The 18,399-nt window shown below is 68.3% G+C and carries 19 protein-coding genes and 2 riboswitches; of the genes, 5 read left to right on the forward strand and 14 right to left on the reverse strand.

Going from position 1 to position 18,399, the window contains the following annotated elements:
* Positions 1-30: 30 nt before the first annotated feature.
* Both AC5JCN_RS12675 and AC5JCN_RS12680 read right to left on the reverse strand, forming a co-directional pair.
* Positions 31-675, reverse strand: a complete 645-nt coding sequence (locus tag AC5JCN_RS12675; protein WP_495755423.1) for a DsbA family protein — start codon at positions 673-675, stop codon at positions 31-33.
* 110 nt (positions 676-785) lie between these two features.
* Positions 786-1,292 carry a DUF721 domain-containing protein gene (locus tag AC5JCN_RS12680; protein ID WP_495755424.1) on the reverse strand — a complete coding sequence of 169 codons (507 nt, stop codon included), beginning with the start codon at positions 1,290-1,292 and terminating at the stop codon, positions 786-788.
* A 72-nt stretch (positions 1,293-1,364) separates the two neighbouring features.
* Here AC5JCN_RS12680 and mutY point away from each other — a divergent pair, with 72 nt between their 5' ends.
* Positions 1,365-2,468: an A/G-specific adenine glycosylase gene (mutY, locus tag AC5JCN_RS12685; protein ID WP_495755425.1), complete on the forward strand. Its 1,104-nt coding sequence runs from the start codon at positions 1,365-1,367 to the stop codon at positions 2,466-2,468.
* Between the two features lie 249 nt (positions 2,469-2,717).
* Here the strand turns inward: mutY and AC5JCN_RS12690 are convergent, their stop codons facing one another.
* The 5 genes from AC5JCN_RS12690 to AC5JCN_RS12710 form a co-directional block, all read right to left on the reverse strand.
* Positions 2,718-3,902, reverse strand: coding sequence for a site-specific DNA-methyltransferase (locus tag AC5JCN_RS12690; protein WP_495755426.1), 1,185 nt, complete (start codon positions 3,900-3,902; stop codon positions 2,718-2,720).
* A gap of 156 nt (positions 3,903-4,058) precedes the next feature.
* The gene (gene rnhB, locus AC5JCN_RS12695; RefSeq protein ID WP_495755427.1) at positions 4,059-4,709 is read right to left on the reverse strand and encodes a ribonuclease HII; all 651 of its coding nucleotides are present in this window, start codon (positions 4,707-4,709) and stop codon (positions 4,059-4,061) included.
* 63 nt (positions 4,710-4,772) lie between these two features.
* Complete coding sequence (locus AC5JCN_RS12700; protein WP_495755428.1) at positions 4,773-5,102, reverse strand: TfoX/Sxy family protein; 330 nt, start codon at positions 5,100-5,102, stop codon at positions 4,773-4,775.
* A gap of 5 nt (positions 5,103-5,107) precedes the next feature.
* Positions 5,108-5,539: a VOC family protein gene (locus AC5JCN_RS12705; protein WP_495755429.1), complete on the reverse strand. Its 432-nt coding sequence runs from the start codon at positions 5,537-5,539 to the stop codon at positions 5,108-5,110.
* A gap of 21 nt (positions 5,540-5,560) precedes the next feature.
* Positions 5,561-6,712, reverse strand: a complete 1,152-nt coding sequence (locus tag AC5JCN_RS12710; protein ID WP_495755430.1) for a PA0069 family radical SAM protein — start codon at positions 6,710-6,712, stop codon at positions 5,561-5,563.
* 108 nt (positions 6,713-6,820) lie between these two features.
* Here AC5JCN_RS12710 and AC5JCN_RS12715 point away from each other — a divergent pair, with 108 nt between their 5' ends.
* Positions 6,821-7,339, forward strand: coding sequence for a glycosyltransferase family protein (locus AC5JCN_RS12715; protein WP_495755431.1), 519 nt, complete (start codon positions 6,821-6,823; stop codon positions 7,337-7,339).
* A gap of 4 nt (positions 7,340-7,343) precedes the next feature.
* Here AC5JCN_RS12715 and ypfJ read toward each other — a convergent pair whose 3' ends face one another.
* The 7 genes from ypfJ to AC5JCN_RS12750 form a co-directional block, all read right to left on the reverse strand.
* Positions 7,344-8,249 carry a KPN_02809 family neutral zinc metallopeptidase gene (ypfJ, locus tag AC5JCN_RS12720; RefSeq protein ID WP_495755432.1) on the reverse strand — a complete coding sequence of 302 codons (906 nt, stop codon included), beginning with the start codon at positions 8,247-8,249 and terminating at the stop codon, positions 7,344-7,346.
* Between the two features lie 146 nt (positions 8,250-8,395).
* Entirely contained in the window at positions 8,396-9,964 is a 1,569-nt protein-coding gene (gcvPB, locus tag AC5JCN_RS12725) for an aminomethyl-transferring glycine dehydrogenase subunit GcvPB (RefSeq protein ID WP_495755433.1), read from the reverse strand.
* Positions 9,964-11,304: an aminomethyl-transferring glycine dehydrogenase subunit GcvPA gene (gcvPA, locus tag AC5JCN_RS12730; protein WP_495755434.1), complete on the reverse strand. Its 1,341-nt coding sequence runs from the start codon at positions 11,302-11,304 to the stop codon at positions 9,964-9,966. Before gcvPA ends, gcvPB begins: the two co-directional genes overlap by 1 nt.
* A 27-nt stretch (positions 11,305-11,331) precedes the next feature.
* On the reverse strand, positions 11,332-11,706 hold the full coding sequence (gene gcvH, locus AC5JCN_RS12735; RefSeq protein WP_495755435.1) for a glycine cleavage system protein GcvH: 375 nt from the start codon (positions 11,704-11,706) through the stop codon (positions 11,332-11,334).
* Positions 11,707-11,727: 21 nt separating this feature from the next.
* Entirely contained in the window at positions 11,728-12,873 is a 1,146-nt protein-coding gene (gene gcvT, locus AC5JCN_RS12740; protein WP_495755436.1) for a glycine cleavage system aminomethyltransferase GcvT, read from the reverse strand.
* Between the two features lie 50 nt (positions 12,874-12,923).
* A riboswitch (glycine riboswitch) is annotated at positions 12,924-13,022 on the reverse strand.
* Between the two features lies 1 nt (position 13,023).
* Positions 13,024-13,130: riboswitch (glycine riboswitch) on the reverse strand.
* Positions 13,131-13,236: 106 nt separating this feature from the next.
* Positions 13,237-13,869, reverse strand: a complete 633-nt coding sequence (locus tag AC5JCN_RS12745; protein ID WP_495755437.1) for a hypothetical protein — start codon at positions 13,867-13,869, stop codon at positions 13,237-13,239.
* 86 nt (positions 13,870-13,955) lie between these two features.
* On the reverse strand, positions 13,956-14,483 hold the full coding sequence (locus AC5JCN_RS12750; protein WP_495755438.1) for an invasion associated locus B family protein: 528 nt from the start codon (positions 14,481-14,483) through the stop codon (positions 13,956-13,958).
* 521 nt (positions 14,484-15,004) lie between these two features.
* Here AC5JCN_RS12750 and AC5JCN_RS12755 point away from each other — a divergent pair.
* The 3 genes from AC5JCN_RS12755 (at position 15,005) to ctaD (ending at position 18,396) form a co-directional block, all read left to right on the forward strand.
* Complete coding sequence (locus AC5JCN_RS12755) at positions 15,005-15,622, forward strand: invasion associated locus B family protein (protein WP_495755439.1); 618 nt, start codon at positions 15,005-15,007, stop codon at positions 15,620-15,622.
* Positions 15,623-15,860: 238 nt separating this feature from the next.
* Complete coding sequence (gene coxB / locus AC5JCN_RS12760; protein ID WP_495755440.1) at positions 15,861-16,736, forward strand: cytochrome c oxidase subunit II; 876 nt, start codon at positions 15,861-15,863, stop codon at positions 16,734-16,736.
* A gap of 49 nt (positions 16,737-16,785) precedes the next feature.
* Positions 16,786-18,396 carry a cytochrome c oxidase subunit I gene (gene ctaD, locus AC5JCN_RS12765; RefSeq protein WP_495755441.1) on the forward strand — a complete coding sequence of 537 codons (1,611 nt, stop codon included), beginning with the start codon at positions 16,786-16,788 and terminating at the stop codon, positions 18,394-18,396.
* The last annotated feature ends 3 nt before the right edge of the window (positions 18,397-18,399 follow it).

Here is an 18,399-nt window from a genome sequence, read left to right on the forward strand (position 1 = left end):
GCCGCCCCGGCCGGGGTCGCTGCGAGAGCGTCAGCCCCCGACGAGGGGGGTGAGGATCTTCTCCAGCTCCTCAACGGAAAGCTCCCCGCGCCGTACCTGGTCGCCGATGAAGAAGGTCGGCGTCGAGTCCACCTTGAACTCGCGGGCGCCCCGATCCTTGACCCAGTTCACGGCGTCATAGATCTCCTGGTTTTTCAAGCAGGCCATGAACGATTCCTGTGAGAATCCGGCCTGCTTCATCAGTCCCAGGAGGGCTTCAAGCGGCTTGTCCGTGAAAGCCCAGTTCTTCTGCTGGTCGAACAGGAGATCGATGACCGCGTAGTACTTGTCGTTCCCCGCGCAGCGGGCGAGCATGAAGCCAGCCGTGGCGAGCGGATCCAGCGGGAACTCGCGCAGGATGAAGCGCACCTTGCCGGTGTCGACGTATTTCGACTTCAGCGTCGGCCAGGTGCCCTTGTGGAAGGCGGCGCAGTGCGAGCACGTCATCGAGGCGTACTCGTAGATCGTGACCTTCGCGTCCTTGGAACCGAGCTCGACATCGCCCATCGGGCCGGCCACGGCGAGGTCGGCGGCGCTCGGCGCCTGGGCCATGGCCGCGCCCTGCAGCCCCGTCAGCGCGGCGGCGGCGAGGCCCGCGGCGGCGAGGGCGTTGAGGAAAATGCGGCGGCTCGGCATGGGTATCTCCTGGAAGGCGGCACGCCCCTCGGGGCGCGGCGCGACACTCTCCATCGGCCTGACGATTGTGGCAAGAGCGGGTTCCGAGTGCCCGGCGGCGGCGCGTCGCCTCAGCGCGACCCCTGCGGGCGGGCCGAAATGATGCCGGCCCCGAGCCTGACCAGCGCCTCGCGCAGTTCGTCATCGGCAACGCCGGCCACCTTTTCGCGCGCTTCGGCCAGCGCGGCCGGATCGAGGTCTCGGGTCGTCCCCGGCTTCTTTTTTCCTGTGCCGACGGGGCCCTGGCGGAGTGCGATCCGGCCGAGGCAGCGCCAGCCGAAATAGGCATTCACGCGCTCCAGCAGCACCGGAGCCATGTGCTGCACTTCCAGCCCGAAGGCACTCTCCACCCGCAGCACCAGCGTGCCCGGCTCGGCCGGCGTGTCCGGAGAGGCGCCGCGCGGGCGCTTCGGCCACTGGATCTTCACGGGCTCGCAGCGCCCTGCGAGGCGCGGACCGACGATCTCCGGCCAGGCCACGACGATGTCGGCAGCCGCGAATCCCTGCGACTTCAGGGCCGGCGCGAGGCAGGCCTCGATCAGTTCGGCGAGGGGCTTCGGCGTGCCGCGGCCGGCCATGCGTCACCTTCGAGCTTCACGGAATGCGGCGGATTCGCTAGGTCGGCTGTGCAACCCGAGACCGCGTCCACCATGGTATCCCGCACCCGTTCCGCCGCCAAGGCTGCCGATGCTTCATCGACCGGCGCCCTGCCGGCCGCCGATCCGGCGCTGCTCCTCGCCTGGTACGATCGCCACCGCAGAACCCTGCCCTGGCGGTCACGGCCGGGCGAGACGCCGGACCCCTATCGCGTCTGGCTGTCGGAGATCATGCTGCAACAGACGACGGTCAGGGCCGTGAAGCCTTACTTCGAGCGGTTCCTGACGCTGTTCCCGACGGTCGAGGCGCTGGCCGAGGCACCGTCGGAGGAGGTGATGAAGGCGTGGGCGGGGCTCGGCTACTATTCGCGCGCCCGCAACCTGCATGCCTGCGCGAAAGCCGTGGTGGAGCGGCATGGGGGCGATTTCCCGGACGAGGAGGAGACACTGCGTGCCCTGCCCGGCATCGGCGCCTACACGGCCGCCGCCGTCGCCGCGATCGCCTTCGATCGCCGGGCGGTGGTGGTGGACGGCAATGTCGAGCGGGTGGTGACGCGGCTCTTCACGGTGGAGGACCCACTGCCGGGCGCCAAGCCGGTCATCAGGTCGCTCGCTGACAGCCTGACCCCCGCCGCTCGCCCCGGCGACTTCGCACAGGCCATGATGGACCTCGGCGCCACGATCTGCACGCCGAAGTCGCCAGCCTGCGGACTGTGCCCCTGGCGGGAGCCCTGCCTGGCGCGGCGCGAGGGGACGCAGGAGACCTATCCGCGCAAGGAAAAGAAGGTATCCGGCGCCCTGCGCCGCGGCGCTGCGTTCGTCGCCCGCCGCGCCGACGGCGCCATCCTCGTGCGCACGCGGCCACCCAAGGGCCTGCTCGGGGGCATGACCGAGGTGCCGAACACGCCTTGGACGGCGGGTCATGATCACGCCGGCGATCTCGCTTTCGCTCCCGTCCCAGGACACTGGCGGAAGCTGACCGGCCCGGTGACGCACGTCTTCACGCACTTCCCGCTCGAGCTGGCGGTCTATGTCGCGGAGGTTCCTGCGGCGACCCCGGCACCAGGCGACTCCCGCTGGCTCCCGAGGCACGATATCGCAGGCGCTGCGTTTCCGACGGTCATGCGGAAGGTGGTGGAGCGTGGGCTGGGTGCGTAGATTTGTGCACGAGCAGTGGCGCGCGGACCAGACGCCCAGCTCGATTCCAACGCGATCCGAAAGAGGATCGTGAAGCGCTGTCCGAGAACGATAGAGCATAGAGCCGAGTAGAATGTTTTCAGTCGTGCCGGCTTGGCTCGGCGCCGATACTCTGTCCGATGCCGCTGGCGACGTCCCTGGCCCGTTGACTACAGACGCACTAACGCTCGCCTGCCTCCGCGCCTTTCCGAATCAACGGTCGACCCAGAATCATGCGGCTGCTGCGGCGGCTCCCATGCCCCGGAAGACCTTGCGGAGGTCGTCGATGGGCGCCAGGCGGCCGGCGGCCTCGTGGTGCCAGAACGTCCAACCGTTGCAGGCCGGCAGTCCCTGCGCGAGAGCTCCGATCTTGTGGATCGAGCCCACGACGCTCCCCAGGGCCAGCGCACCGTCGGCTCTCACGACAGCGGCATGGCGGCGGCGCTCGTCCGTCAGCGTCGTACCAGGGGCGATGAGGCCGGCTTCCACGACGGAGGAGAACGGCACGCGCGGCTCGTTTCGCTTGGCCGGAGCGGACGCAACGCAGGACGGATCGAGCGGGACCACCGCGTCGATCCGGGCGCGCGCAGCCTCGGCGTAGTTCTGGTCGCGCTCGATGCCGACGAAGTGGCGGCCGAGGCGGCGGGCCACGGCGCCCGTCGTGCCGCTGCCGAAGAAGGGGTCGAGGACCACGTCTCCGGGATTGGACGAAGCCAGCATGATCCGCTGGAGGAGCGCTTCCGGCTTCTGGGTGGGATGCAGCTTGCGGCCCTGCGCGTCTTTCAGGCGCTCGCCCCCGGTGCACAGGGGCATGAACCAGTCGGAGCGGACCTGCAGGTCCTCGTTGCCGGCCTTCAGTGCCTCATAGTGAAAGGTGTAGGACTTGGCCTGCGGCGACTTCGATGCCCAGATCATGGTCTCATGGGCATTGGTGAAGCGACGGCCGCGGAAGTTCGGCATGGGGTTGGCCTTGAGCCACACCACGTCGTTCAGGATCCAGAAGCCGAGGTCCTGGAGGATGGCGCCCACCCGGAAGATGTTGTGATAGGAGCCGATGACCCACAGCGTGGCGTCCGGCTTCATGGCGCGGCGGCAGGCCAGCAGCCAGGCGCGGGTGAACGCGTCATAGTCGGCGAAGCTCGAGAACTTGTCCCAGTCGTCGTCCACGGCATCGACCAGCGACTGGTCGGGCCGGAGCAACGTGCTTTCGAGCTGCAGATTGTAGGGGGGATCGGCGAAAACGAGGTCGATACTCGCCTCGGGAAGCCTGGACAGCTCCGCGATGCAGTCTCCGACCACGATCTGGTCCAGGGGAGGAGCGCGAAGCTCCCTCCGATGATCCACCGCGGGGCGTCCGGTACGCGATACAGGGTTCCGGGGCCCGGCGGCGGATGCATCGGTAAGCGGGGTACGCATGAACACACCACAAACGCAACCGAACGAGACACACGTTAGGGATAACGCGGTAAAAGCTGCGTTTACTTGGTGAAAAAACTCTGTGCGAAATAGAGACAATCCCCGGCAATGTTTGCCGCGGCTTTGTTTACCTTGCGTTAGGGAATTCTGGACTGCTCAGCCCGCGGAATCGTCTTCGACGCAGGAGCCGAAGGTCATACGGTGGAAGGGGCACGGCCCCAGGCGCAGGAGCGCCGCACGATGCGCCGACGTGGCGTAACCGGCGTGGCGCTCGAAACCGTAGCCGGGATAGTGCAGCCCGAGCCGCGCCATCATGCGATCGCGGGTGACCTTCGCCACGATGGAGGCTGCCGCGATGGAGGCGACCAGCCGGTCGCCCTTCACGACGGCCCGGCCGAGGCCCGGCCATGGCGGCAGGTCGCGGCCGTCCACCAGCGCGAAACCGGGCGTCACGCACAGGCCTGCCAGCGCCCGGCGCATCGCCTCGAGGCTGGCCTTCCGGATGTCCGTCGCATCGATCCGCAGCGCAGACACGCTGGCGACGGACACCTGCGCCGTGGCGACGATGATCTCGAACAGTTCCTCGCGCCTCGCCGGAGGCAGCAGCTTCGAATCGTCCAGGCCTTCCGGAACGCGGTCGGGATCGAGAATCACGGCCGCCGCAACGACGGGGCCGGCGAGCGGCCCGCGGCCAGCCTCGTCGACGCCTGCCACCGGGCGAACGCCGCTCGCCATCAGTTCGGCCTCCCGGCTGAAATCCGGGCCGGGCTGGACGGGCGCGCTGGCCTTGGCAGCGATTCGGCTCATATGGCCATGCTGCCGATCGTGCGGCGCCGGGCAAGCTTGGCCGCAAGCCCATCCCCGGCTTCCTCAGCGCCGTTTGCGAGCGGCCCGATGCGGATGTGCGGCGCGAGGCCGCGGGTTGGGCTCGGGTTCGCTGCGCGGCATCGCAGCCTCCGCGGCGCGGCGCAACTCGGCCCTCTCCTCCTCGCCGAGCGCCGTCCACGGGATGCCTCGCAGCGCGGCATGGAGAGCATAGAGAGCGTTCAGGCTCACCCGCCCTTGCGCGAAGCGGAGCCTGACGTAAGCCGCCACGGCGCCGATCTCGCGCAGGGCATCGGCGTCGTCCACTCCGACGTCGGCGAGCCAGCGCCGTGTCACGGGCCCGAGATTGGGCAGATCCTCGATGGGAGTGGTCATCGCGCCTACTCCGGCAGGATTGCCTGGCCGTTCTCGTCCAGCGGCCAGAACGGGTTGTGGGCGACCTCCCAGAGATGCCCGTCAAGGTCGGCGAAGTAGCCGGAGTAACCGCCCCAGAACACAGGTTGCGCCGCCTTGGTGATGCGTGCGCCCGCCGCTTCGGCCGCGGCCATGGCCGCGTCCACCTCGTCGCGGCTCGCCAGGTTGATCGCGAGAGCGATGCCGCCGAAGCCGGGCGGCGTGTCCTCGACCATGGCGTCGCCGGCCAGTTCCGCGCGTGACCACACTGCCAGCACGATCCCGTCCAGCGCGAAGAAGGACACCCTCTCGTTGCCCTCACTGGACAGCCTCCAGCCGAGGCGCTGGTAAAAGGCAGTCGCGGCGGCGACGTCCCTGACGCCGAGCGTGACGAGCGTGATCCGGGGCGGGACGGACATGACTGCCTCCTCGGGCTGTCCTCAGAACAGGTTCAGCTGCTGCCCCGCGCGCGCCGGCGGGGTGAACAGGTCGGTGCGGAGTTTCAGGCGCTTGCGATTGAGCCCCAGCTTTCGGGCGGCCACCTCGAAGCGGCGGCCGAGCATCCAGGCATAGGGGCCGTCTCCCGTCATGCGCTCCCCCCATTTGGCGTCGTAGTCCTTGCCGTTGCGGGTCGACCGGATGAGCGACAGCACGTGCCGGAGCTTGTCGGGGTGATGCTCCAGCAGCCATTCGCGCACGAGATCCCTCACCTCCAGCGGCAGGCGAAGCAGCACGTAACCGGCCTCGGACGCGCCCATCCCGGCCGCCGCTTCCAGAATGCGTTCCATCTCGGGATCGTTCACGGCCGGGATGACCGGAGCCACCATCACCGTCGTCGGGATGCCGTTGGCCGTGAGCTCGCGGATCGCGTCCAGCCGCTTGCTGGGAGTACTCGCGCGCGGCTCCATCTGCTGCGACAGCTTGGGGTCGAGCGTCGTCACCGAGAGAGCCACCTTTGCGAGACCCTTCTCGGCCATCGGCCCGAGGATATCGATGTCACGCGTCACGAGATGTGATTTCGTGACGATCCCGACCGGGTGGTTGGCGCGGGCCAGCACCTCGAGGATGGCGCGCATGCTGCGCACCTGCTTCTCGATCGGCTGGTAGGGATCGGTGTTGGTGCCGATGGCGATCGTGCGAGGGCTGTAGCCCGACGCCGAAAGCTCGCGTTCCAGAAGCTCGGCCGCACCCGTCTTCACGAAGAGCTTCGACTCGAAGTCCAGCCCCGGCGAAAGACCCATGAAGGCGTGGGTCGGTCTCGCAAAGCAGTAGACGCACCCGTGCTCACAGCCGCGATAGGGATTGATCGACCGGTCGAAGGATATGTCTGGCGATTCGTTGCGCGTGATGACGCTCTTCGCCTTTTCGAGAGTCACTTCGGTCTTGAAAGGGGGCAGTTCCGCTCCGCTCTCCCAGCCATCGTCGACCGTCTCGCGGCTTTCGCGTTCGAAGCGGCCGGTTCGGTTGGTGACGGCGCCACGACCCCTGCGCCGCTCGGCCTCGACGGGGGCCTCGCGCCCCTCCCCGATCACCAGATGTGCCGGCCCGTCCTTGGGGCGGACGAAGTCGGCCTTCTTGAAGGCGATGCCCATGGTTCTCGTCCGGTCTCATGTGAACAGAACAGGAACATTTCATTCCCCCGGACAAATTTCAAGTGCCTGCTCGTCAGACGCGGCACGCTCCGTGCTAGGACGCACCCCATGCTGTCGGTGCTCGTCAACGTCACCGGGGATGATCCGGCCCTGCTCGACACCCTCGCCGCCCTCGTGCCGGGCGTCGCGGAAGGGCTCGTGCGCGACGTCGCCCTGCTCACGGCGCCGGCGAACGCCTACGCGCAGCAGGTCGCCGATGCCGCCGGCTGCGCCGTGGTGGAGGCCGGACCGGAGCGGGACGAGCGCATCGCCGCCGGCGCCGGACGCCTGAGATCCGACTGGTTTCTCGTGCTGGAAAGCGGCCTGGTGCCGGGCGGCGACTGGATCGTCGAGGCGGAAGCGTTCCTCGCCGAGGGGCCGCGCACGGCGGCGGGCTTCACGCTGGTGCGCAGGCAGGCACCGCTGTCAGCATGGCGAGCCAATGCGGCGACTTCGATCTTCGGAACGCTGAACCCGCTGCAGGGTCTGGTCGTGGAGCGCCGCGCCCTGACGGCGCGGCGTCTGCCGCGCGCCGTCAGGCTCGCCGCCCCCGTCTTCGACAGGCGGGGACGAAGCCGGCTGCGCTAAGGCCTCAGAGCTGCGCGCCCTGCTGGAAGGTGTTGCAGGCCTTGACGTTGCCTGTCTTGAGGCCGGTCATCAGCCAGCGCACACGCTGCTCGGACGAGCCGTGGGTGAAGCTGTCTGGAACCACCCGGCCCTGCGACTGGCGCTGCAGATTGTCGTCGCCGATCGCCGTCGCCGAGCGAACAGCCTGGCGGACGTCGTTCTCGTCGATGTTGCTGTGGCGCTGGTTCATCTTATTGGCCCACACGCCGGCCAGGCAGTCTGCCATCAGTTCGACGCGGACAGACAATCCGTTGGCCTCGGCCTTGTCGGTCGCGCGGCGCTGTGCCTGCTGCACCTTCGGCAGAATGCCCAGCAGGTTCTCGACGTGGTGGCCGACCTCATGAGCGATCACATAGGCGTAGGCGAAGTCGCCGCCGCCGCCGAAGCGCCGCTGCATCTCCTGGAAGAAGCTGGTGTCGAGATAGACCTTCTGGTCCAGCGGGCAGTAGAACGGCCCCATTGCCGACTGCGCCCCGCCGCAAGCGGAGTTCGTCGCGCCGGAGAAAAGCACGAGCTTCGGCGCAACGTAGTCGATGTTCGCCTGTTGCGGCAGAACCTCCGACCACACGTCCTCTGTTTCGCCGAGCACGCGGGAGACGAAGTCGCCGGCCTGGTCGGTCGGCTTGCCCGTACGCGCCGGAGTGGTCTGCTGGGGCGGATTGCCGCCGCGGCCCGCGACCATCTCGGCCCCGCCGATCAGGATGGCGGGGTTGATGCCGAGCGCCCAGCCGAGCAGGCCGAGCACCACGATCGTGCCGAGCCCGAGCCGGCCCCCGCCGATTCCGAAGCCGGTTCCCCCGCCTCCGCTGAAGCCGCCGTCGCCGCGCCGGTCCTCGACATTGTCTGATGACCTCAGGTCGTCCAAGCGCATGGCCTGATCCCCGTTGCTCGCCCTGTGCGGCATATCCCCGACCCCGTGAACCTCGGGCGGGGCATCTTGGTTGCAGGATGCCGTTAACGACTGCAGGTTGCAATGCGGCGCGGGGCCCTGATGGGAGCCCGCGCCGCTTCACTCGCCTATTCCGCTGCTTCGGGAAGCGGCTCGGGAGGCGTCCAGCGCAGCACCGGCTGGCGCGCGGCCCGCGTCTCATCCAGGCGCCTGCGCGGGGCGAGCCTCGGCGCCTCCGTGAAGCGCTCCGTTTCACCCCGCCTGACGGCCATGGCGAGATCCCGCAGGGTTGCGACGAAGAGGTCGAGCGAAGCCTTGGACTCGCTCTCCGTCGGCTCGATCAGCATGGCGCCATGCACGACGAGGGGGAAATACACCGTCATGGGGTGGTAGCCCTCGTCGATCATCGCCTTGGCGAAATCGAGCGTGGTGACCCCGGTGTCGCGCAGCCAGTGGTCGTCGAACAGCACCTCGTGCATGCAGGGCCGGTCGCCGAAGGGCAGCGACATCAGGTCGGACAGGCCGGCCTTGATGTAGTTCGCCGACAGCACCGCATCCTCAGAGGCCTGCTTCAGCCCGTCGGCCCCGTGCGAGAGCATGTAGGAGAGTGCCCGCACGAACATGCCCATCTGGCCGTGGAACGCCGTCATGCGCCCGAACGGCATTGCATCCCCAGCCTCTGCAGCGTGTTCGACGAGCGCCCAGCGATCGCCGTCCTGCCGCAGGAACGGGAGTGGGGCGAAGGGCGCGAGGCGCGCCGACAGCACCACCGGCCCGGCGCCGGGGCCTCCCCCGCCATGCGGCGTCGAGAAGGTCTTGTGCAGGTTGATGTGCATGGCGTCGACGCCGAGGTCGCCCGGCCGGGCCTTGCCCATGATGGCGTTGAAGTTGGCGCCGTCGCAGTAGAAATAGGCACCGGCCGCATGTACCGCGTCGGCGATGGCGACGATGTCGCGCTCGAACAACCCACACGTGTTGGGGTTGGTGAGCATGATCGCCGCGACCTCGGGCCCCAGTGCCGCCTGCACGTCGGCCGGGTCAACCGTGCCGTCGTCGCGGGCCGGGATGGAGCGGACCGAGAAGCCGACCAGCGCCGCCGTCGCGGGGTTCGTGCCGTGGGCACTTTCGGGCACGAGCACGACGTCGCGCACATGCCCCTCGCCGGAGGCGGCGATGGCCGCCTTGATGGCCATCATGCCGCACAGTTCGCCATGCGCGCCCGCCTTGGGGGGCAGCGCCACGGCTGCCATGCCGGTGAGTTCGGCCAGCCAGTGCGCGACGCCGGCCATGACGTCCAGCGCACCCTGAACGGTCGAGACCGGCTGCAGCGGGTGCACGTCGGCAAAGCCCGGCAGGCGAGCCATGCGCTCGTTCAGCCGCGGGTTGTGCTTCATCGTGCAGGAGCCGAGCGGAAACAAGCCGGTGTCGATGCCGTAGTTCTTCTGCGAAAGCCGGACGTAGTGGCGCATCGTCTCGGGTTCGGAGAGCCCGGGCAAGCCGATCTCGCCCTTGCGCACGAGCCCGCCCAGGCGAGGCTCGAACGCCACGGGTTCGTCGAGGTCGACGCCGGTCGTCTCCGCGCGGCCGATCTCGAAGAGCAGCGGCTCCTGCTGCTGCAGGGCGCGGTTGCCGGTGAAAGTCGCGCCGCTCGTTTCGGCGGCGATGCCCATGGTGGGGCGTCCCTGGCGGTTCAGCATCACAGCACCTCCCGAAGCCCGTCCGCCAGCGCGGCGCGGTCCTCGTCCGTGTTGATTTCAGTCGATGCGACGAGAAGCAGATCGTCGAGACCTGCCCCTGGCAGCAGCCGCGAGACGGGCACCCCCGCCAGCACGCCACGAGCGGCCAGTTGCTCCACCACCGCCGCCGCCGGCCGCGTGAGCCGGAGCGTGAACTCGTTGAAAAAGTTGCGGTTCAGGACCTCGACGCCGGGCACCTGCTCGAGGAGGCCCGCCAGCCGCACCGCGTTGGCGTGGTTGATGCGCGCCAGCCGACGCAGCCCGGCCTCGCCGAGGAGAGTCATGTGAATTGTAAAGGCAAGGCTGCACAACCCTGAATTCGTGCAGATATTGGACGTCGCCTTCTCGCGCCGGATGTGCTGCTCGCGGGTGGACAGCGTCAGCACGAAGCCGCGCTCTCCGGCTGCATCCACCGTCTCCCCGCACAGGCGGCCGGGCATCTGCCGCACATACTTCGACCGCGTCGCGAAGAGCCCAACGTAAGGTCCTCCAAAGTTGAGCGAATTGCCGATCGACTGGCCCTCGCCCACGACGATGTCGGCCCCCATGGCTCCGGGCGACTCTACCAGCCCGAGCGAGACCGCCTCGGTGAACACGGCGATGAGCAATGCGCCCTTGGCGTGACACGCCTCGGCGATCGGCCGGAGGTCGCGGAGATTGCCGAACACGTCGGGCGACTGGACGACGACGCAGGACACGTCGTCGGCGATGGTGGCCAGGAGATCCTCCGACGCGGTGACGTCCGCGGGGAGGCGGGTGACGGTTTCGCCAGCCATGCCGGAGAGGGTCTGCACGACCTCGGCGTAATGAGGGTGTAGACCTCCGGAGAGCACCGCGCGGTTGCGCCGCGTGATCCGGTGGGCCATCAGCACCGCCTCGCCGCAGCCTGTGGAGCCGTCATACATGGAGGCATTGGCGACCTCCATGCCGGTCAGCGCCGCCACCTGGGTCTGGAACTCGAACAGGTACTGCAGCGTGCCCTGCGCGATTTCCGGCTGGTACGGGGTGTAGCTCGTCAGGAACTCCGAGCGCTGGATGAGGTGGTCCACCGTCGCCGGGACGTGGTGGCGATAGGCCCCCGCGCCGACGAAGAAGGCCACGGATCCGGCAGAGACGTTGCGCCCGGCCATGCGGCCGAGCAGGCGCTCGACCTCCAGTTCTCCCTTGCGGCGCGGCAGGTCCGGCAGGCCGGCCCGCCTCTTCTCGGCAGGGATGTCGGCGAACAGGTCGTCGATCGAGGCGGCGCCGATGCGCGCCAACATCTCGGAGCGGTCGGCTTCGGAAAGGGGCAGGTATCTCATGCGCTGGGTGTCCTTGCGTGCGCCGGCTCAGAGCGTCGCGACGTAGTCGTTGTACTGATCCTCGGTCATCAGGCCCTGCAGCTCCGACGCGTCCTTGATGCGCAGCTTGAGGAACCAGCCGCGGCCGCTCGGATCCTCGTTGACCGTGGCCGGAGCCGATTCGAGGTCGGGATTCACCTCGACGACCTCGCCAGAGACCGGTGCGTAGATCTCGCTGGCAGCCTTGACGCTCTCGACGACAGCGGCCTCCGCGCCCTTGGAAAGCGCCTTGCCGAGCGCAGGGAGCTCGACGAAGACCACGTCTCCGAGCTGGCCCTGGGCATAGTCGGTGATACCGACGATGCCGGTGTCGCCGTCGACGCGGATGTATTCGTGGTCCTTGGTGTAGCGGGTCTCGGCCATGGCTTCCTTCCGGGGCTGGGTTCAGCGGGCGTAGCGGTGGGGGACGAACGGCAGGGCGACGACCTTGGCGGGAAGCGCCTTGCCGCGGACCATGAGGTTGAGGACGGTGCCCTCGGTGGCCAGGGAAGCCTCGACGTAGCCCATGGCCACCGGCCCGTTGACGCTGGGGCCGAAACCGCCCGAGGTGACGGTGCCGACGGGACGCCCGTCCGGCGCCTGGATCTCGGTGCCCTCGCGGGCCGGCTGGCGCCCTTCCGGCAGCAACCCGACACGCAGCCGCGAGGGGCCGCCGGAGAGTTCCGAACGGATGCGGTCGAAGCCGGGGAAGCCGCCCTCTTCGCGCCGGCGCTTCTGCATGGACCAGACGAGGGCCGCTTCCACGGGCGAGGTGGTCGTGTCGATGTCGTGCCCGTAAAGGCAGAGCCCCGCTTCGAGGCGCAGAGAATCGCGCGCACCGAGCCCGATCGGCTTCACCTCGGGCTCGCGGAGCAGCAATTCTGCCAGGGCCACGAGGCGGCGGGCATGGACGGAGATCTCATAGCCGTCCTCGCCCGTGTAGCCGGAGCGGGTGACGGTGCACTCGATGCCGCCGATGGTGGCGGACCGGGCGTCCATGAAGCGCATGTCGGCGAGATCGGGAGCGTGCCGGGCGATGACAGCCGCTGCCTTCGGGCCCTGCAGGGCCAAAAGTCCGCGGTGGGGGGCCCGCATCAGGCGGACGGACGGCGGCAGCTTCGCTTCCAGATGGGCGAAGTCCTCCTCCTTGCGGCCGGCATTGACAATCAGCATCAGCGCGCCGTCTTCGCCCGCGTCGGGTGAGCGCGCGACCATGAGGTCGTCGAGGATGCCGCCGTCGTCCGCAAGGAACTGCGTGTAGCGCTGCCGCCCGGGAGCGAGGCCGACGATGTCGGCAGGGCAAAGCGCCTCGAGCGCGCGCGCCGTCACCTCGTGGCTGGGACCGACGAGGAAGCCCTGCCCCATGTGCGAGACGTCGAACAGGCCGGCATTGGACCGCGTCCACTCGTGCTCGGCCAGGATTCCGGTGGGGTATTGAACCGGCATGTCGTAGCCGGCGAACGGCACCATGCGCGCGCCGAGGCTGCGATGCAGCGCGTCGAGCGGGGTCCTCAGAAGGATCTGTGTGTCAGCCGGCGCGTCGCTGGACATGATGGGTCCCGGTCAAGAGCAGCACGGCCGGACAAATGTCCGGCGCTGCCCCCTCTGTCCCGAGACCTGAGAGATTTCCCCGGGCCGCGGCCCAGGTTACCCCCGTCGGTGGGCACGTCCGCGCGAGCGGGGTGCCGCTTTCCAGAGTGTCAGCTCGACGCGGTCCTTCGGCCTGAGCGTTTCCGGGGCGGTTGCGCCTTCGGCGCCGGCGACTGGTCCCCACTCGGGTTCCCGCCGGACTCTTCCGCGTCGATCATTGACGACGCGAACCTACGTGACACCCGAGGCCCGGTCAATCGACCGGAGCCGTTCAGGGTGAAGAAGTTTTCCGCAGGCGACGCCTCTTTTTGCGCCGCCGACGCGTCAGCTGCGCTTGCGCCGGGGTGTCGCCGCCGCTCCGCCGCGCTCGTCGAAGCCGACGAGAAGGGTGAGTTCGTCGCCGTCCTTGGGCACGACGATGTCGTTCTCGATGACGACGAAGGGCGCGTTGGCCGCCGCGCCGCCGGGCACGTTGATGCTCTGGCGGACGAAGCGCGACACGATCACCTTGTCGCCGCGCTTGGCGACGATGCGGATCGGGGCCGTGTAGGTGCCCGGCTTGCCGGCAGGCCCCAGCAAGGCGAGGCCCTCGACCCCGATCTTGATGACGATCTGGTTGCCGTTCAGCGTGCACTCGCGTGCCGTGTTGGTGATCGAAAGCTGCGAGCGAACCGATTCGGCCTCGGGACCGCCCTGGCGCAGTGCCGCCGCACCGTCGAGAATGTCGACGGAGGGGCACTCGAAATCTTCCTGGACCATCGGAGCGGCCGGCTCGGGCGGCGTCGCCTGGCCGAACTTGAAGTAGTTGGCGAGCGAACTGCCCGTGGACGGCGCGGTCGATGCCGCGGGGGTCGATTCGCCGAAGGTGGAGCAGCCGGCCAGAGCGGCGGACAAGGCCACGGCGAAGGCGAGGCCGAGAGGCCGGGCGAGCGTGGCGCGGGTCGGGCTATGCGGCATCCATCCACTCCGGGAACGCGGGCGCGCGGCGGCGCTGGCGGGGCTTTTTACACGAGGCAGGCGGACTGGAGAAGGCCGGGCCCGGATCAGGGCAGCTGGTCGAAGCCGGCACCGAATCCCTGCAGGGCGATGGGGATGCCGATGCCCTCCTCCGGGGTCTGGAAGACGATGAAGGTGGCGTTCTGCCCGCTCTTGAGCTTGCCGATGAGTTCGTCGTCCATCACCACCTCGGCGATGCAACCGGTGGGCGTGCAGCGCACGAATCCCGCGCGGCCCACATCGGTCTGGTCGATCTTGAGGCCGAGCCCGGAGGGCAGCAGCACGCCGAGCGGGGCGATGACGCGCAGGAGCCGGCTCTTCTTGTCGGCCGTCTTCAGCACGACGACGATGAGCGACATGTCCGGCTTGTCCTCGGCCTGGACGCTCTGGACGAGGGCGCACTGGTCCGCCTGCGCTCCGGCCGGCGTTTCGCAGCGCATCTGCCATTCGCCGAAGGTGGTCTTCACCTGGCCCTGGGCCGATGCCCCGGCCGTGGAGAGGGCGAAACCGCTTGCCGCGAGCCCGATGCCGAACGCCGCGCCCGCGAGCGCCCTGCCGCCAAACCTGAGGCCCATCGGCCGATGCTCCTGATGCCGTCCATCCGGCCGCGCCGCAGCCGAGCGGGACACGTCGCCTTCCGCTCCGTTCCGACCATGACGCCGTTGCCCTGTCAAGGCGGTGGGGAGCGGACGATGCAACCGGCCCGATCTCGTCAATGACCGAAGTCGACCCACCGCGGCGCTTACTGCTGATCCGGCCCAGTCCCGGAGCCACACCGCCACCGCAGGCTTCGCAAGGACGCTGGCGCGGGATCGCCGAAGGGGGCGTTCGCCACACGCCGGCATGCGTTGAGCAGGCCCGAGGGCAGTTGTATCTGCCGGACAGCGGCAATCCACGCAGGCACACGTTATCGGTTTCTTTGCTTGTTCCGGCTCACTCTCCCGTCAGAATTCATTGCAGTCTCATGTATTTGGTGAACTCTATGACATTTTCTACTTCAGGTTGCATGCTGGCCCCGCTCCTGTTTTCTTGCGTAACCGCTCGTTCGTTGGACGACGGCAACCCGCGGCAGCGCGGTGTGCGGCGATCGGGGGCCGTGGCCCCTGGCCTCGCCGGTCTCGCGATGCTGTTCGCCGCAACCACCACCGCCTCCGCCCAGACGCCGCCGAAGCAGGCTGTGAAGGGCGAGCAGATGCAGTCCGCGTCGGCGGCGTCCGGCGGCGGGGACAAGGCTTCGGTCGAGGAGGTCGCGCCCCCTCCCCCGCAGCCGGTGCGCACGGAGATCCTGGCCTTCGAAAACTGGACGGTGACCTGCCGGGAGTTCGCTGCCGGCGGACCGCCGCGCACCTGCCAGGCGGTGCTTCAGGTGGTGCAGCAGCAGCAGCAGGAGGGCGGGCCGCCGCAGGTGCTGCTCGCCTGGATCCTTTCCCGCGAAGGGCAGGGTGCCGTCACGAGCACGCTGCAGACGCCGACGGGCGTGGTCATCGCGCCCGGGGTCGAGCTGGCGCTGGGCAAGGCTGCTGCGCGAAAGCTTGCCTACACCGCCTGCGAGGCGCGCTGCGCCGCCGTGTTCGCTTTTGACGACGCCTTCGCCAAGGAGGCGGCGGCAGCCGAATCGGCGCAGGCCGCCATCGCCGCCACGAACGGCAAGACGATCCGTTTCACGTTTCCCGTCACCGGTTTCGATCGCGCCTGGGCAGCGTTGCGGAAATAGCGGAACTCGCCGCGAATGCCCGCTCGCGCGGACATGACGCACGGTTTTGGCCCATCGGACACGTTGCACTCGCCGTGTCTTTGTGGTCTTTGCGCTCTGTCAAAACGGTCCGGGGGCACCGGACCGGCGTGACCCGCGCGCCAATACGGCTCCCCCGGCCGGTGCGGCGCCCGGCAGGGGACAGGCCGGGGGGTGGGGCCAGCGGTCCCGCGCGAGGCAGCAGGGAGTTCACCGGATCATGACACGTCACTGGCACCGCTCGGCGCTGGCTCTTCCCGCGCTGGCTGGGTCGGCGCTGGCAGCGCTTCTCCTCGGGGCCGCTCCCGCGGCCGCCGGTCTCGGGCAGCCCTCGCCCTGGCAGATCGGTCTTCAGATCCCAGCCTCGCCCGTGGCGAGCGACGTGGCCTGGTTCCACACCATGCTGGTCTGGATCATCTCGCTGATCTCGCTCTTCGTCCTGGCGCTGCTCGCCATCATCATCTTCAGGTTCAACGAGCGGGCCAATCCGCAGGCCTCCCGCACCACTCACAACACCGGGCTCGAGGTGGCGTGGACGATCATCCCCGTCCTGATCCTCGTCGTCATCGCCATCCCCTCCTTCCGCATTCTGAAGGAGCAGGTGGTGATCCCGGCGGCCGACCTCACCATCAAGGTCTACGGCAACCAGTGGTACTGGAGCTACGAGTACCCGGCCGACCAGGGCGGCGGCTTCAAGTTCGACTCCAACATGCTGAGCCGCGAGGACGCCGCCAAGGCGAACCAGCCGGGGCTGCTGGCCGTCGACAACGAGGTCGTCGTGCCGATCGGCAAGACGGTGGCGCTGCAGGTCGTCGGCAACGACGTCATCCACTCCTTCTCCGTCCCCTCGCTCGCCTTCCGCATGGACGCAGTTCCCGGCCGGCTGAACCAGACCTGGTTCAAGGCCGAGAAGGAGGGGATCTTCTACGGCCAGTGCTCGCGCCTGTGCGGGCAGAACCACGCCTTCATGCCCATCGCCATCCGCGTGGTGAGCGAGGACGCCTACAAGACGTGGCTCGGCGAGGCGAAGCAGAAGTTCGCCTCCACCGGCGACGGCGTGAAGGTCGCCGCCGGCGAGCAGCAGGCGGCGCAGTGACGCCCGCGACGACAAAGACGCGCGAAATCGAGACCCGGGACTGAGCACCATGGCATACGCGGCAACGGCAGACGCGCATTCCGACCACCCGACCGGCTGGCGCCGGTGGGTGCTGTCGACGAACCACAAGGACATCGGAACGATGTACCTTATCTTCGCGCTGTGCGCGGGCCTCATCGGAGGCGCGCTGTCCATCGCGATGCGGCTCGAACTGCAAGAGCCTGGGCTGCAGTTCTTCACGAACCCGCAGACCTACAATGTGTTCGTGACCGGCCACGGCCTGATCATGGTGTTCTTCGTGGTCATGCCGGCGCTGATCGGTGGCTACGGCAACTGGTTCGTGCCGATCATGGTCGGAGCGCCGGACATGGCGTTCCCGCGCATGAACAACATCTCCTTCTGGCTGCTGCCCTCCTCCTTCGCGCTGCTGCTCATCTCGATGTTCGTCGAGGGCGCACCCGGCTCAAACGGCTTCGGCGGCGGCTGGACCGTGTATCCGCCGCTGTCAACGGCCGGACATCCCGGCCCGGCGCTCGACTTCGGCATCCTGGCGCTGCATCTGGCAGGCGCCTCGTCGATCCTCGGCGCCATCAACTTCATCACCACCATCCTCAACATGCGCGCCCCCGGCATGACGCTGCACAAGATGCCGCTGTTCGCCTGGGCGATGCTGGTGACGGCCTTCCTGCTGCTGCTGTCTCTGCCCGTGCTGGCCGGCGCCATCACCATGCTGCTGACGGACCGCAACTTCGGCACCACCTTCTTCGATCCCGCCGGCGGCGGCGACCCGATCCTCTACCAGCACCTGTTCTGGTTCTTCGGTCACCCCGAAGTCTACATCATGATCCTGCCGGCCTTCGGCATCGTCTCGCACATCGTGTCGACCTTCTCGAAGAAGCCGATTTTCGGCTATCTCGGCATGGCCTACGCCATGGTCGCCATCGGTGCGGTCGGCTTCGTCGTGTGGGCCCATCACATGTACACGGCCGGCCTGTCGCTCGACACGCAGCGCTACTTCGTCTTCGCGACGATGGTGATCGCAGTGCCGACAGGCGTGAAGATCTTCTCCTGGATCGCGACGATGTGGGGCGGTTCGATCCGCTTCACTGCGGCGATGACCTGGGCGGTGGGCTTCATCTTCCTGTTCACCGTGGGCGGCGTCACGGGCGTCGTTCTCGCCAATGCCGGCGTCGACCGCCAGTTGCACAACACCTACTACGTGGTGGCGCACTTCCACTACGTGCTGTCGCTGGGCGCCGTGTTCGGCATCTTCGCCGGCTGGTACTACTGGTTCCCGAAGATGACGGGATACATCATTCCCGACTGGATCGGCCGCCTGCACTTCTGGGTGGCGTTCATCGGCGCGAACATCCTGTTCTTCCCGATGCACTTCACCGGCCTGGCGGGCATGCCGCGTCACTACGTGGATTACCCCGACGCATTTGCGGGCTGGAACCGCATCTCCTCCTTCGGCTCGTACATCTTCGCCGTCAGCCTGCTCATCTTCTTCTACGGCGTGTACACGGCCTTCTCCCGCAAGGAGCGCGCCGCTGACAATCCGTGGGGCGAGGGCGCGACGACGCTGGAGTGGACCCTTCCGTCTCCCCCGCCGTTCCACCAGTTCGAGACGCTGCCGCGCATCACCGGCTCGAACCACTGAGCC

It is taken from the genome of Alsobacter sp. (assembly GCF_059501845.1).

Excerpts from the sequence above, each read along its gene's own strand:
- AC5JCN_RS12675 (WP_495755423.1), bottom strand. The coding sequence starts at position 675 with ATGCCGAGCCGCCGCATTTTCCTCAACGCCCTCGCCGCCGCGGGCCTC.
- AC5JCN_RS12680 (WP_495755424.1), bottom strand. The coding sequence starts at position 1,292 with ATGGCCGGCCGCGGCACGCCGAAGCCCCTCGCCGAACTGATCGAGGCC.
- mutY (WP_495755425.1), top strand. The coding sequence starts at position 1,365 with ATGGTATCCCGCACCCGTTCCGCCGCCAAGGCTGCCGATGCTTCATCG.
- AC5JCN_RS12690 (WP_495755426.1), bottom strand. The coding sequence starts at position 3,902 with ATGCGTACCCCGCTTACCGATGCATCCGCCGCCGGGCCCCGGAACCCT.
- rnhB (WP_495755427.1), bottom strand. The coding sequence starts at position 4,709 with ATGAGCCGAATCGCTGCCAAGGCCAGCGCGCCCGTCCAGCCCGGCCCG.
- AC5JCN_RS12700 (WP_495755428.1), bottom strand. The coding sequence starts at position 5,102 with ATGACCACTCCCATCGAGGATCTGCCCAATCTCGGGCCCGTGACACGG.
- AC5JCN_RS12705 (WP_495755429.1), bottom strand. The coding sequence starts at position 5,539 with ATGTCCGTCCCGCCCCGGATCACGCTCGTCACGCTCGGCGTCAGGGAC.
- AC5JCN_RS12710 (WP_495755430.1), bottom strand. The coding sequence starts at position 6,712 with ATGGGCATCGCCTTCAAGAAGGCCGACTTCGTCCGCCCCAAGGACGGG.
- AC5JCN_RS12715 (WP_495755431.1), top strand. The coding sequence starts at position 6,821 with ATGCTGTCGGTGCTCGTCAACGTCACCGGGGATGATCCGGCCCTGCTC.
- ypfJ (WP_495755432.1), bottom strand. The coding sequence starts at position 8,249 with ATGCGCTTGGACGACCTGAGGTCATCAGACAATGTCGAGGACCGGCGC.
- gcvPB (WP_495755433.1), bottom strand. The coding sequence starts at position 9,964 with ATGCTGAACCGCCAGGGACGCCCCACCATGGGCATCGCCGCCGAAACG.
- gcvPA (WP_495755434.1), bottom strand. The coding sequence starts at position 11,304 with ATGAGATACCTGCCCCTTTCCGAAGCCGACCGCTCCGAGATGTTGGCG.
- gcvH (WP_495755435.1), bottom strand. The coding sequence starts at position 11,706 with ATGGCCGAGACCCGCTACACCAAGGACCACGAATACATCCGCGTCGAC.
- gcvT (WP_495755436.1), bottom strand. The coding sequence starts at position 12,873 with ATGTCCAGCGACGCGCCGGCTGACACACAGATCCTTCTGAGGACCCCG.
- AC5JCN_RS12745 (WP_495755437.1), bottom strand. The coding sequence starts at position 13,869 with ATGCCGCATAGCCCGACCCGCGCCACGCTCGCCCGGCCTCTCGGCCTC.
- AC5JCN_RS12750 (WP_495755438.1), bottom strand. The coding sequence starts at position 14,483 with ATGGGCCTCAGGTTTGGCGGCAGGGCGCTCGCGGGCGCGGCGTTCGGC.
- coxB (WP_495755440.1), top strand. The coding sequence starts at position 15,861 with ATGACACGTCACTGGCACCGCTCGGCGCTGGCTCTTCCCGCGCTGGCT.
- ctaD (WP_495755441.1), top strand. The coding sequence starts at position 16,786 with ATGGCATACGCGGCAACGGCAGACGCGCATTCCGACCACCCGACCGGC.